Origin of the sequence: Accumulibacter sp. (assembly GCF_029255285.1) — a bacterium.
In the GTDB taxonomy this organism is placed as follows: domain Bacteria; phylum Pseudomonadota; class Gammaproteobacteria; order Burkholderiales; family Rhodocyclaceae; genus Accumulibacter.
The window spans coordinates 28,963-42,190 of the sequence record NZ_JAPUVI010000108.1 but is presented as its reverse complement, the minus strand read 5'-3'; the positions used below and the strand labels follow the sequence as shown (position 1 = coordinate 42,190).

General features: G+C 62.4%; 11 protein-coding genes and 3 tRNA genes. 10 read left to right on the top strand and 4 right to left on the bottom strand.

The annotated features are described in order from the left end of the window. The first annotated feature begins 233 nt into the window (after positions 1-233). Positions 234-1,340: a VanZ family protein gene (locus Q1M07_RS17200; protein ID WP_300455882.1), complete on the top strand. Its 1,107-nt coding sequence runs from the start codon at positions 234-236 to the stop codon at positions 1,338-1,340. A 12-nt stretch (positions 1,341-1,352) separates the two neighbouring features. Here Q1M07_RS17200 and Q1M07_RS17195 read toward each other — a convergent pair whose 3' ends face one another. Beyond that, complete coding sequence (locus Q1M07_RS17195) at positions 1,353-2,369, bottom strand: J domain-containing protein (RefSeq protein ID WP_300455879.1); 1,017 nt, start codon at positions 2,367-2,369, stop codon at positions 1,353-1,355. A gap of 189 nt (positions 2,370-2,558) precedes the next feature. Between Q1M07_RS17195 and Q1M07_RS17190 the strand changes: the two genes are divergently transcribed. Together Q1M07_RS17190 and Q1M07_RS17185 are read left to right on the top strand one after the other, a co-directional pair. Then, positions 2,559-2,867 carry a ferredoxin gene (locus tag Q1M07_RS17190; protein WP_300455876.1) on the top strand — a complete coding sequence of 103 codons (309 nt, stop codon included), beginning with the start codon at positions 2,559-2,561 and terminating at the stop codon, positions 2,865-2,867. After that, positions 2,867-3,505, top strand: a complete 639-nt coding sequence (locus Q1M07_RS17185) for an alpha/beta fold hydrolase (RefSeq protein ID WP_300455874.1) — start codon at positions 2,867-2,869, stop codon at positions 3,503-3,505. The genes Q1M07_RS17190 and Q1M07_RS17185 overlap by 1 nt, the downstream gene beginning before the upstream one ends. Positions 3,506-3,587: 82 nt before the next feature. Here the strand turns inward: Q1M07_RS17185 and Q1M07_RS17180 are convergent, their stop codons facing one another. Continuing rightward, positions 3,588-4,790: an amino acid aminotransferase gene (locus tag Q1M07_RS17180; RefSeq protein WP_300455871.1), complete on the bottom strand. Its 1,203-nt coding sequence runs from the start codon at positions 4,788-4,790 to the stop codon at positions 3,588-3,590. A gap of 180 nt (positions 4,791-4,970) precedes the next feature. Here Q1M07_RS17180 and uvrB point away from each other — a divergent pair, with 180 nt between their 5' ends. After that, positions 4,971-7,049, top strand: a complete 2,079-nt coding sequence (gene uvrB / locus Q1M07_RS17175) for an excinuclease ABC subunit UvrB (protein ID WP_300455868.1) — start codon at positions 4,971-4,973, stop codon at positions 7,047-7,049. A gap of 16 nt (positions 7,050-7,065) precedes the next feature. Here uvrB and chrA read toward each other — a convergent pair whose 3' ends face one another. After that, positions 7,066-8,439, bottom strand: coding sequence for a chromate efflux transporter (gene chrA / locus Q1M07_RS17170; RefSeq protein ID WP_300455866.1), 1,374 nt, complete (start codon positions 8,437-8,439; stop codon positions 7,066-7,068). Between the two features lie 356 nt (positions 8,440-8,795). Here chrA and Q1M07_RS17165 point away from each other — a divergent pair. From Q1M07_RS17165 to Q1M07_RS17155, 3 genes are all read left to right on the top strand, one after another. Continuing rightward, positions 8,796-8,872, top strand: a tRNA-Pro gene (locus Q1M07_RS17165). Between the two features lie 65 nt (positions 8,873-8,937). Beyond that, positions 8,938-9,014 (top strand) — tRNA-Arg (locus tag Q1M07_RS17160). An 8-nt stretch (positions 9,015-9,022) separates the two neighbouring features. Continuing rightward, positions 9,023-9,098, top strand: a tRNA-His gene (locus tag Q1M07_RS17155). 64 nt (positions 9,099-9,162) lie between these two features. On the opposite strand, the gene Q1M07_RS17150 is transcribed toward Q1M07_RS17155, so the two are convergent. Beyond that, positions 9,163-9,489 carry a hypothetical protein gene (locus tag Q1M07_RS17150; protein WP_300455863.1) on the bottom strand — a complete coding sequence of 109 codons (327 nt, stop codon included), beginning with the start codon at positions 9,487-9,489 and terminating at the stop codon, positions 9,163-9,165. Between the two features lie 658 nt (positions 9,490-10,147). Here Q1M07_RS17150 and Q1M07_RS17145 point away from each other — a divergent pair. The 3 genes from Q1M07_RS17145 to Q1M07_RS17135 all read left to right on the top strand — a co-directional run bounded on the left by Q1M07_RS17145 (position 10,148) and on the right by Q1M07_RS17135 (position 13,222). Next, positions 10,148-10,531: a hypothetical protein gene (locus tag Q1M07_RS17145; RefSeq protein WP_300455860.1), complete on the top strand. Its 384-nt coding sequence runs from the start codon at positions 10,148-10,150 to the stop codon at positions 10,529-10,531. A 21-nt stretch (positions 10,532-10,552) separates the two neighbouring features. Then, complete coding sequence (locus tag Q1M07_RS17140) at positions 10,553-11,779, top strand: lytic murein transglycosylase (protein ID WP_300455857.1); 1,227 nt, start codon at positions 10,553-10,555, stop codon at positions 11,777-11,779. A gap of 129 nt (positions 11,780-11,908) precedes the next feature. Beyond that, positions 11,909-13,222, top strand: a complete 1,314-nt coding sequence (locus Q1M07_RS17135; RefSeq protein ID WP_300455854.1) for an HD-GYP domain-containing protein — start codon at positions 11,909-11,911, stop codon at positions 13,220-13,222. Positions 13,223-13,228 lie beyond the last annotated feature (6 nt).

Here is a 13,228-nt window from a genome sequence, read left to right as displayed (position 1 = left end):
CGACGGCCACGATCCGTCGCATCCTATCGGCTGACCGCCTACCACTCGCACCGCAAGCGCTTCTTTGTCGCCAGTCAACCCATCCTGGCCGTTTCGGTGGAGAGGGAGGCATCGGCTAGCTGCCCCACTCGGCAAGGTCACGATCAGGCGTCAGGACTGACCCGACGCGAAAGGCACCGGACTGTCGGGTCGGCGCGCTAGAATTTCACATTCTATCCTTCGGCACCTACCTGATGGAGCAAGCCCGGCCAAGCACGACCGCCTCGGCGCAGACGGCGAGTGACCCTCAGCCGTTACCACGCCCAACACTTCTGCCACTCTACTTGGCCCTCGCTTACGTGGTGTTGATCGGCTACGCGAGTCTCTACCCGTTCGCCAACTGGCGCGATGTGGGCCTTTCGCCATTGTCCTTCCTCGACGCTGGCTGGCCGCGCTACTGGACGGCCTTCGATCTTTCGGTCAACGTCGTCGCCTATGTGCCGCTCGGCTTTCTGCTAACGCTGTCGCTTCGCCGCCTGCCCGGAGGATGGACGGCGGCCATCCTCGCTCTGCTGCTCGGCAGCCTGCTCAGCCTGGGCCTCGAGATGATGCAAACCTGGTTGCCATCGCGCGTGCCGTCGAATGTCGATCTGGCGTGCAATACCGCCGGGACGGCCATCGGCAGCGTGGTCGCGGTTTGGAATGGCAAACGCATCTTCAGACGTATCGGCCAGTTCCAGCAGGAACTGCTGGCCCCGATTCCCGATGCCGACCTCGGCCTAGTTCTCATCGGCTTATGGTTGCTCACCCAGTTATCCCCGGAAACGCTGCTTTTCGGAACCGGCGACCTGCGCGAGGTGCTCGGCCTGACCCCGGCTATACCTTATGCAGCCTCGGCATTTTTTGTCCTCGAGGCCGGCGTCATCGCCTGCAATACGCTCGTCATCGGCCTATTCGCTCGTACGCTGCTGAGCGAGCGAAGCTACCCGCCTGTGGTCATGGTCGGCTTCTTCGTTCTGGCGTTGGCGATCAGAACGCTGGGGGCCGCCATCCTGGTCGCGCCGCAAGAGGCTTTTGCCTGGTTGACGCCCGGCGCCCAGGTCGGCTTGCTGATCGGCGGCGCGCTACTCCTCGTGCTGTTGCTGCTGCCTGCACCTTACCGCATCGCTTTGGCCGGAGTCGCCCTGCTGGCGGGCACCGCACTGGTCAACCTGACGCCGCCCAATCCCTACTCGGAAGCGGCGCTCACCACTTGGCGACAAGGACATTTCCTGAACTTCAACGGCCTGACCCGCTGGGTAGCCAGTTTGTGGCCGTTCGTCGCCCTGCCTTACCTGACGGCACTCGGCCGCCGCCTGTAGCTCATCGCCAGCTCAGGACGACGCTCGGCGCTGTCGCATCTTCTCCTTCCAGGCCGCCAGCGACGGCGCCCGTCGATCCAGATCGCCAGCCAGACGTTGGTCGAGCCACTCGAGCAGCGCCGTTTCCTCGGTCTCGACGCCGAGCGGGAATATCCCTTGCAGGTGGACGACCAGATCACCCGCAGCGCGTCCACGCTGGTCTGGAAATCCTTGTCCGGGCAATCGATACTCGAGCGGAGGTCGGGGACAGGGGTCCAGGTCGAGTACGGCAGAACCGCTGAGGGTCGGCACTTCGACACGACCGCCGCAGAGCAAGCGGAAGACGCTCACTGGCACCTCGCAATGCACATCGCGCTCGCGCAGGACGAATAGCGGGTGCCGCTCCAGCCTGATTTCGAGGAACAAGTCGCCGGCTTTGGCACCCTGGTGGCCGGGCGGCCGCGGGGCCTGCCCGGCGAGGCGCAGACGCTCGCCTTCAACCAACCCCGGCGGCACGGTCACCGAGAGAGTTCGCATTTCTTGATGCCAACCGCTGCCGGCGCAATCCCCGCACGCGGTTTCGCGCAAATAACCGCGCCCTGCACAGACGTCACAGCGACTGGTTCGGCCGCGCTCATGCACTACGCGTCCGCAGCCGCTACAACGCGGGCAAGGAACGAGATGGTCGTGGCGCCGCTTGCCGCCACCAACGCAGCTTGCGCAAAGGACACTGTGCACCAGGTCGACAGTCTTGCGACAGCCTTGTGCCGCCTCCTCCAGCGTCAAGGTCAGCGGCTGCAAGAGGTCTTCCGGAGGACTCGCGTCGTTCGTCTCGTTCGGTTGCGACTGCAACCACTCCGCCAAACGTTGCGGATCGAGGAACAATTGATAGGCCGCATGCACCCGCTTGAACTCTGCCTCGGCGCGGTCCGAGGGATTGCGATCGGGATGCCACTGCATAGCCAACCGACGATACGCCCGCCGGACTTCTTCGGGAGACGCCTCGCGGTGCACGCCGAGAACGCTGAAGGGATCGTCGCAATTGGTCACGGAATGATCACGGCTGATACCAGCACGAAGCGAGGTGTGGATTGATAGAACGAGAGGCCAGCACAGGCAATTTTACTTGATCGCTCCGCGGCCCCGACAAAATATTGCCGGAGCGTCGTCGTACCGCGAGCCGTCCCGGGTTTACAATCGCGTACCGAAGCCCGTCCATCACCAGGAGGATCGTTTCGCATGAGCTACTTCAAGCACCATGTTTTTTTCTGCTGCAACCAACGCGGCGAGGGCGAAACCTGCTGCAACAACGCGGGCGCGACGGCTGCTCAGACGTACGCCAAGGATCGAATTGGCGAACTGCGGCTCAAGGGTGCCGGCAAGGTACGGGTAAACAAAGCCGGCTGCATGGACCGCTGCGACAACGGACCGGTTCTCGTCGTGTACCCCGAGGCGGTCTGGTACAGCTACGTAGACAACGAAGACATCGAGGAAATCATTCAAGAGCACCTGGTGCACGGGCGTCCTGTCGAGCGGCTGCGCATCTGATGAGGCTGCACGCCGAGCACCTACTGATCGACGGACCAGTCGGCAAGATCGATCTGATCGTCGAAAATCCCGGTGCGCCGCGCGGCATCGCGCTGATCGGCCATCCCCACCCGCTGTTCGGCGGCGGCAACACCAACAAGGTGGTGCAAACGCTGGCACGCACTTTCAACCATCTCGACTATGTGGCACTACGTCCAAATTTCCGAGGCATCGGTCTGAGCGAAGGAAAACACGACGACGGCCAGGGCGAGACCGACGATCTGCTGGCCGTGCTAGCCGAGGCCAAGCGCCGTTTCGGCGACCTGCCAGTCGCGTTGGCCGGCTTCTCCTTCGGCGCTTATGTCCAGACACGCGTCGCCGAAGCGCTGCGCGGCGCGGGACATCCGGCGCAGCGCCTGGTTCTTGTAGGCACCGCCTCGGGTTTCGTCGAAGGAGCACGCCGTTACCAGACCAAGGCCGTACCCGGCGATACCATCGTTATCCACGGCTCGGAAGACACCACCGTGCCGCTGGCCAACGTGATCGAGTGGGCCAAACCTCTTGAGCTACCGGTGATTGTCGTCCCCGGGGCCGACCATTTTTTTCACCGTCGTCTTCACGTCATCCGCGAGATCGTCAGCCGCGCCTGGCGACACTGAGCGCCGCCCACACCGCCGGATCCCGCCGCAACCCACAAAATTGTTGCCCACCGCTTTCTAGATGATTGCTCACGCCGTGAGGCTAGAGAACGGAGGCAATCGCCTCGGCCACATAGTCGATGTTGCGCGTGTTCAGAGCTGCAATGCAGATGCGACCGCTACTCACCGCATAAATGCCGAAGTCGTCGCGCAGACGTTCGACCTGGCTGGCGGTCAAACCCGTGTAGGAGAACATGCCGCGCTGCCTGACAATGAACGAGAAATCCGGTCTGCCTCCCTTGCCCCTCAGCTTGTCGGCGAGGTCGAGTCGCATGGTGCGGATGCGCCCGCGCATCTCGCTCAGCTCGCCTTCCCAGAGGCGGCGCAACTCGGCGCTGGACAGGATCGCGGCGACCATTGCCCCGCCGTGCGTGGGTGGACTCGAATAGTTGGTTCTGACGATGCGCTTGATCTGCGACATCACCCGCGCTGATTCGTCCCGGTTGGCGGTCACCACCGACAGCGCCCCAACGCGCTCGCCATAGAGCGAGAAAGATTTGGAAAACGAACTGGCAACCAGGAACTGCAACCCCGACGCCGCAAACAGGTCGAGCGCCAGCGCGTCTTCACGGATGCCGTCGGCGAATCCCTGATAAGCCATGTCGATGAAAGCCACCAACTCGCGAGCCGCGATGGCATCGACAACGGCACGCCACTGCTGCTCATCGAGGTCGGCACCGGTCGGGTTGTGACAGCAGGCATGCAGAACGACGATAGAACGCGCTGGCAAAGAGTTCAAACCCGCCAGCATGGCCTCAAAATTTACGGTACGAGTAGCGGAATCGTAGTAGGGATAAATACTGACCGTAAAACCGGCATACTCGAAGAGCGCACGGTGGTTCTCCCAGCTCGGGTCACTGATGAAAACCTTCGCCTCGGGCAGCAGCCGCTTCAAGTAGTCGGCGCCAACCTTGAGCGCGCCGGTTCCACCCAGCGCCTCGATGGTCAGCACACGCCCCTCTTGAAGCAGAGTGGAGTCTTCGCCAAACAACAGCTTCTGGACAGCCTGATTGTAGCCAGCCTGCCCGTCGATCGGCTGGTAACCGCGCGGAGGCATGGCTTCCAAGCGTAGTCTTTCGGCTCGCCGCACCGCGTCGAGCAAGGGTATCTTGCCGCTATCGTCGAAGTAGACGCCAACCCCGAGGTTAACCTTGGTACTGCGCGGATCGGCATTGAACGACTCGGTAAGGCCGAGAATCGGATCGCGCGGAGCCATTTCTACGGCAGCGAAAACAGAAGTGGTCATACGTGTATCCCAAGTTAGCAGTGAAGCGCGGCGGCCATCCCATGCCCGGCCGGCAGATCAGGCAACCCGCCAGGCAACGACGGGACGGGACAGGCAGGCAACCGCACGCCACCGACCGGTCGCTGCGCTGACTAGCGACTGTAGCCGCGGTCAGGCGAGAAAACAACGTAGAATTCTAGCATGTCAGATCGCTCGCGTTCGCCCGAAAGACCGCCCCCCATCGTTTTCGAGGGCAGTCCGTTTCACCTCGCGCAACCCTTCGAGCCGGCCGGCGATCAACCGGCAGCGATTGCGGCACTGGTCGAGGGGCTGGCCGATGGTCTCTCGTTTCAGACCCTGCTCGGAGTGACGGGCTCGGGGAAAACCTATACGATGGCCAACGTGATCGCTCGCACCGGGCGTCCGGCGTTGGTCCTGGCACCGAACAAGACGCTGGCCGCGCAACTCTACGCCGAGTTTCGGGAGTTCTTTCCCGACAACGCAGTAGAGTACTTCGTCTCCTACTACGACTACTATCAACCCGAAGCGTACGTGCCGGCGCGCGACCTGTACATCGAAAAGGATTCGTCGATCAACGAGCATATCGAGCAAATGCGTCTCTCGGCAACCAAGAGCCTGCTCGAACGACGCGATTGCGTGATCGTCGCCACCGTCTCATGCATTTACGGGATCGGAGATCGCGACGAATACCACAAGATGATCCTCACCATGCGCGTCGGAGACCACGTCGGCCAGCGCGAAATCATCAAGCGCCTGACCGAAATGCAGTACGAACGCAACGAAACCGACTTTCGGCGCGGCACGTTTCGCGTGCGCGGTGACGTCATCGACGTCTTTCCGGCCGAACATGCCGAACAGGCGATCCGCATCTCGCTGTTCGACGACGAGATCGAAGGCCTGCAACTCTTCGATCCCCTGACCGGGCATCTGCAAAACCGACTACTGCGTTTCACCGTCTTCCCCTCGTCGCATTACGTCACGCCACGTCAAACCGTCCTGCGAGCGATCGAAGCGATCAAACGGGAACTCTCCGAGCGTATCGCCTTTTTTCACAGCGAGAATCGACTCGTCGAAGCCCAGCGCATCGAGCAACGTACGCGCTTCGACCTCGAAATGCTCGATCAGCTTGGTTTTTGCAAGGGCATCGAAAACTATTCGCGCCATCTGTCGGGTCGCCAGCCGGGCGCGCCACCGCCGACGCTGATCGACTATCTGCCGGCCGACGCACTGATGTTCATCGACGAATCGCACGTCTCCATCCCGCAGGTCGGCGGCATGTACAAGGGCGATCGCTCGCGCAAGGAAAACCTCGTCAACTATGGGTTCCGTCTGCCGTCGGCGCTCGACAACCGGCCGCTGAAATTCGAAGAATACGAGGCCTTGTTGCGCCAGACGATTTTCGTTTCGGCGACCCCAGCCGAGTACGAAACGGCGCACCAGGCTCAGGTGGTCGAGCAAGTGGTCCGTCCGACCGGCCTGGTCGACCCCTTGCTGATCGTTCGTCCCGCCTCGTCACAAGTCGATGACCTTCTTTCGGAGATCAAGCGCCGCGTCGGCTTGGCCGAGCGCGTCCTGGTCACCACGCTGACCAAACGCATGGCCGAGGATCTCACCGACTACCTCGACGAACACGAAGTACGCGTGCGCTACCTGCATTCCGACATCGACACCGTGGAACGTGTCGAGATCATTCGCGATCTGCGACTGGGCCATTTCGACGTTCTCGTCGGCATCAACCTGTTACGTGAGGGACTCGACATTCCGGAAGTCTCGCTGGTGGCCATCCTCGATGCCGACAAGGAGGGCTTTTTGCGCTCGGAGCGCTCGCTGATCCAGACGATCGGTCGCGCGGCACGCCATCTGCACGGTACCGCGATCCTCTACGGCGACCGGGTCACCGGCTCGATGAGTCGCGCGATTGCCGAAACGGAGAGACGACGACTGAAGCAACTGGCGTTCAATGAAAAGCATGGCATCGTCGCCAAAGGCATCAGCAAGCGCATCACCGACATCATCGACGGTGTCTACGAGGTGGATAACGCGCAGCGCGAGCTCAAAGTAGCGCAGCCACAGGTCAACTACGGTGCGATGACCGAGAAACAGTTGGCCCGCGAACTAAAAAGGCTGGAAAAGGAAATGCTCGAACACGCGAAAAATCTGGAGTTCGAGAAAGCCGCCGCAGCGCGCGATGAACTGTTCCGCATCCGCCAACAGGTGTTTGGCGTCATTTCAGCGGCACCCCATCTGTCCGATTCATAAGCTTGGCTCCTATGCGCTAGCTGCGTCCCGGCAGCAAGGTGGTGACGATCAATCCCAGGACGGCGGAGCACACGATGACCCGGATCACACTCCACTGCCAGCGCCACAGCACAAGCGCCGCACTGACGGCGATCAGCGCGGCCACCCAGTCGACCCCGCCCGAGAAACCGCTGGGCCAGAGCACGTGGTAAGCGAAAAAAGCCGCCAGATTGAGGATGACTCCGACGACTGCCGCCGTGATGGCTGACAACGGCGCGGTGAATGTCAGGTCGTCGTGCGTGCTTTCGACAAGCGGTCCGCCGGCCAGTATGAAGGTGAAAGACGGCAGGAAGGTGAACCAGGTGACCAGCGAGGCCGCCACCGCCCCCGCCAAGAACAGGTTGTCGGGACCAAAAACCGCCTTCGCGTGAGCACCGACGAAGCCAACGAAGGCGACGACCATGATCAGTGGTCCTGGCGTCGTTTCGCCAAGCGCCAACCCGTCGATCATTTGCTTCGCGGTAAGCCAGCCGTAGTCGACGACCGCTCCCTGGAAAACGTAGGGCAGCACCGCGTAAGCGCCTCCGAAGGTGAGCAATGCCGCCTTGGTGAAGAACCAGGCCATTTGCGGCAGGGGATGCTGCCAGCCACAGACAGCCGTCAGGAAGCCCATTGGCAGTAACCAGAGTACGCCGCCGGCAAGTACGACGCGCATCAGCCCGGACCATCGAAAGACGGCATGTGCCGGCGACGGAGTATGGTCGTCGATCAGCGCCTTGCCGTAAGACCGTGCAGGCTTGCCGTGGCCTGCGCGGCTGGTGAATTGGCCGGGCGCCAGTCGACCGGCAACGACGCCGATGACTCCAGCCGCCAAGACGATCGCCGGAAACGGCACCGCAAAAAAGAGTACGGCGATCAACGACGCTGCGGCGAGAGCCCACAGCATCCTGTTCTGCAGGGCCCGCGAACCGATACGGTGAGCCGCCTGGACGACGATCGCCGCGACGGCAGGCTTGACGCCGTAGAACAACCCGGCAACCAGCGGCGTCTCGCCGTAAGTGACATATATCCAGGAAAGGGCGATCAGGATGGACAAGGAAGGTAGTACAAACAGCGCGCCAGCGACGATCCCGCCCAGCGAGCGGTGCAAAAGCCACCCGATGTAGGTCGCCAATTGTTGCGCTTCAGGCCCGGGCAGCAGCATGCAGAAGTTCAGCGCATGCAGAAAGCGCCGCTCCGAAATCCAGCGACGCTTCTCGACCAGCTCCTGATGCATGATCGCGATCTGAGCAGCAGGCCCGCCGAAGCTTACGAAACCCAGCTTTAGCCAGAAAAGAAGAGCCTCGCCAAAGCTGACTGTGGGCGGCGAAACATCGGCCGACTCTTCTGAAGCTGCTTCACATGATTTCATGGGAGTTGTCTCGTTACCAAAAAGAAGAGTACGGGGATGAGCGGAAAGCGGCTCACCAGCGGCTTGACCTACGGCCGTCGCCGGCGAACCGCCCCCGTCCGCAAGAATCACCACCAAGCGCAACAGCCCAGTGGCGCGAACAGTAGCCCCTTACTCCTGTACTCCGGCAAGGATCTGACCACAAAAAGCGCGTCCCCGGTCAACGCCAGGCCATCCGCTTCGGCGCGCAGCACGGCCTAAAGTCCGTCCGGCTTTCGATCTTTCTACAGCACCTTGGTCGACAGACGCCGGGCCGGCCTCGGTCACTTCAAGTCAATTGACCACAGCGGTTCCAGCTTGTAGAATGCGCCACTCCTCGGGGCGTAGCGCAGCCTGGTAGCGCATCTGCTTTGGGAGCAGAGGGTCGTGAGTTCGAATCCCACCGCCCCGACCAGTGGCACCGGAGACAGGAGGCGATCCCGCCCCTTGTGGAAACAAGCTTCGAGAAGTCTCGTATTTGCGCCCGTAGCTCAACCGGATAGAGCACCGGCCTTCTAAGCCGGGGGTCGTGAGTTCGAGTCTCGCCGGGCGCGCCAAACCGGCGGCGGTGTTAGCTCAGTTGGTAGAGCACTGGATTGTGATTCCAGTGGTCACGGGTTCGAATCCCGTACATCGCCCCAACAAACTTGGCGCTTGGCAGAATCTCATGGCTGGCGCCGGAAATCGCAAGTGGAGCGGACTGGGTTAACCTAGGATCCTGACTCGCAGTCGCTCAAAAAATCCAAGACCCATCCACCAGCGCACACCGTCCTGCCGCAAGCGGTCACCTGAATCCGTCAGGACGAGCTTTCGGACCCCGAACTCAGTGGCGCCACTCTCGACGATAAATCCTTTTTGGATTAGATACTTGGCGATCCCTGGAAGGATTTCCTGGCCATCCAGCAACCAGCGGGTTCCATAGCCGTCTTCGTCGCCCAGTAGCATCAGGATCGGCCGGTTCTTTCCCATCAGCCGAAGAACTTCGAGCGTCTGTGCGCGGTGCGGGATCAGATTTGGTGGCGAGGAATTCATAGACGTCCCATGGGAGATCATTCGTCACGTAAAAAACCAACGAAACATCGATGACGAAAACTCCGCGAGATCTCGCCTTCGCATCGCCGTTCCCGCTCTCCAACCCCTTGCGCCAGCGGGCAGGGTAAGACTCCGTAGGCACGGCAGGCCATTCTAACCCTGCCTGATCTGTCATGACTTGGTTCGACGTGCCAAACCTGCATGGGAGGTAGGTCAAGGATAGCGGCCGGAGAATCAGACACTCGGTTTCCGCTTCCGGCATCGAAACCATTAGGGCGGCGGCACCATCGTGCCACCGGCCTCGAACTGAGCGCTTACGGACCGTCACACAAGGAGACAAAGAGCACACAGACCCCGGACCGGCGAGTGAGTAGTATTCTATCTGTCGCCGGGTCGTTCCCCTCCCCTCCCCCCCTACGGAACGTTCCAGCGACTGCACCACCGGCCCGCCAGCCCCCCCTGCGCGGGCCGTTTTTTTGAGCGAGCAGGCTCATCGCATAGACACGGCGGCCTACCCACCGCGCGCGCAAAACTCTTACAATGCTCGGAAGCCGCGCCTGCCGTGACGGCAAAGACAAGGACCTCGATGACATTAGAAAATCCATCCGACTTGGCCGGCGTGCGCCCAGCGGCGGAACCAACTGGCGTCTTGGCCAGAATGACGACAATTGCGGTGACGGCCGCCTTGCTGGTTCTCGGCTTCATGTTCTCCGTGCTGGCGCTTGCCGTCGTGCTGATTGTCGGGCTACTCGCTTTTGCCTACCTGAAATGGAAGACGCGCCATTTACGCGCATCCTTTGGCTTGCGACCACCGATGGATCGGCAACGCGCATCACCCGATCTGCACGGTGACGTGATCGAGGGAGAAGTCATCGCACGTACAGTATACGACACCGCTCGTGGCGCATCGGCGAGCGGCGAAGCGACGAACGACTTTCCGGCGCCCCGCCGTCAACGGCCGCTCGAAAACCCGGGTTGCCGAGCGGCGGCTGGCGATCGTCAGCCGGACGAACCGCTGCCCGGCCAGCCCAAATTCCCGTAACCGTTCCCGGACTTCTCGCCAATGATGCGTCGCCTGCTGAAGAAATGTTATATTGCGTCCCAGTTGGCACTGCTGACCACCATTGCTGCCGCACAACAAACACCGCCGAACGAGCGCTTCAGCTCATGCCTGGCTGCCCTGCGGTCGGACGCGGCCTCACGTGGCGTATCGGCGACAGTCTTCGATCGCCTGACGCGTGGATTGTCGCCGGACCTGAGCGTACTCGAATTCCTCGACTATCAGCCCGAGTTCAGGACACCGATCTGGGACTATCTGGCCGGCCTTGTCGATGACGAGAGGGTCGCCGATGCCTTGGCGATGCGCGAGAAATGGTCGGCGGCGCTGGCGACGGCGGCCGATCGCTACCAAGTCGACTCAGATACCATAGTGGCTGTCTGGGGAGTTGAAAGCAACTTTGGACGCAACTTCGGCAAACGCCCGCTGCTCACCTCGCTCGGCACGCTCGCCTGCTTCGGACGTCGGCAGGCGTATTTCCGCGGCGAGTTCCTGAGCACCCTGAAGATTCTCGACAGCGGCGACATCGCGCCGGAACGTCTGGTCGGGTCGTGGGCCGGCGCCTTCGGCCACACCCAGTTCATGCCCTCCACCTTCCTGCGCCTGGCTGTCGATGGTGATGGCGACGGTAAGCGCGACCTGATCGACAGCGTCCCCGATGCCCTGGCCTCGACCGCCCATTTCCTGCAGCGGGGCGGCTGGAGGAAAGGCGAGCCCTGGGGCTACGAAGTCCTTCTGCCGCCGGGTTTCGACAGCAGCGTCGCCGGCCGCGGCAACAAGCGCCCGCTGGCGCACTGGAGCGCGCGCGGTGTGCGACGCGCCGACGGCCAGGCGATCGGCCCGTCCGACGCCGCTGCCGGGCTTCTGCTACCGGCCGGCGCGCGTGGTCCGGCCTTTCTCGTCTTCCGCAACTTCGACGTCATCTACGGCTACAACGCTGCCGAGAGCTATGCCCTGGCGATCGCTCACCTGGCCGACCGGATCAAGGGCGGCAAACCGTTCGTCACGCCCTGGCCAACGGATGACCCGGGTCTCTCGCGCCGTGAACGCCGGGAACTGCAGTCACTGCTCGCCGCCCGAGGCTACCCGATCGGCGAGATTGACGGCATGATCGGCGCCAACTCGCGACAAGCGATCCAGAGCGAACAGAAACGCCTGGGCCTGGCTGCCAACGGACGCGCCGGACAGAAACTGTTGGTCGCCTTGCGCGCCGACTCCCCGACCGGCAAGTAGCCGGCGAGTTTCGGGGCGGCGATGGGCTGAACGCCCGGCTATCGGCTAGCGATTGCCGGCCGGACTGTCCTATAGTGATGGCTGCCGCACGCCAGACGACCGCCGCCACGCCTTACGGGAGAATTCGCCATGCCTTCATCCCCCGATGCCGTCACGCCGCAAGTCGGTGAGATTTGCATCGACGCATCGCAACTGCGCCCCGGGGTACACGTCCGTTTGCCGATTCCCTGGATCGAGCACCAGTTCATGTTCAACTCTTTCGTCATCGCTGACGACGAGCAGGCACGCTTGATAGCGGCGATGCAATTGCCGCAGATCTTCTGCGACCCGACGCGTTGCCGAATTCCGCCGCTGCCGCGCGAGGCTCTGGCGGCGGCTGAAACCGTGGACGCCGCCGCAAACGCCGCGGAAAAAGCCCGGCTGGCAGCCGTTGCGGCGGCCCGCATGGCCGAGAAACAACAGCGTTCGCGAGTGATGGATCAACTCCGCGAGCGGCTCGAGAAAACGCAGCAGCACTTCGTCGGTGCCGCCAAGGCGGTCGGCGGCGCTATCCGGCACTTCACCGTCAACCCCCGCGAGGCGGTCAAACAGATCGGCAAGGTCAGTGAGGACTCGACAGCGGCGCTGTTGGCCGATCCGGACAGCGCGATCGCCCTGATCGCCGAAAAGGCGCAGGAGGACGGACAGGCGGCACATGCGCTGTCGGTAATGACACTCGCCCTGCTGATCGGCAAACAGGCGCAATTGCCGGAACAGGCTTTGCGGGCGCTCGGCATCGGCGCTCTGTTGCACGACATCGGAAAGACCTCGATCAGTTCATCTATTCTGCGCAACAGTGAACGCAACCGTCACGAGGAAGCGATCTATCAGAACCACTGCCGGGCCGGGCAGGATCTGGCCGCGCGCGCCGGCAACCTCTCACCGCCGATGCTCGACGCCATCCTGTCGCATCACGAGCGCTTCGACGGCAGCGGTTTCCCGGACCGCCTGGCCGGCAACGCCATCCCGTTGGCAGCGCGACTGGTGGCGATCGCCAACCGTTTCGACAATCTGGTCAACCCGATCGACTACCGCTACGCGCTGTCGCCTACCGAGGCCCTGTCTACAATGTGGACGCGCGAGAAAAAATCCTTCGATGCGACGCTGCTGCAACTGTTCGTGCGTGCGATGGGCGTCTACCCGCCGGGATCCATCGTGCAACTCGGTGACGGCCGAGTCGGCGCCGTCGTCGGCTCGGCCCCCCCGGGCAAGCCGCTCAAACCCAAGGTCATGATCTACGCGCCCGAAATACCGCGCCGGCAATCGATCATCGTCGACCTGGCGGACGACGATACGATCGCCATCGAGCGCCCGCTTCGCCTGCACGATCGGCCGGCAGAAGAGCTCGATTACCTGCTGCCGCGCCGCAAAATCAACTGGTCGTACTTGGCGGAGCGCCATTGAATCGAG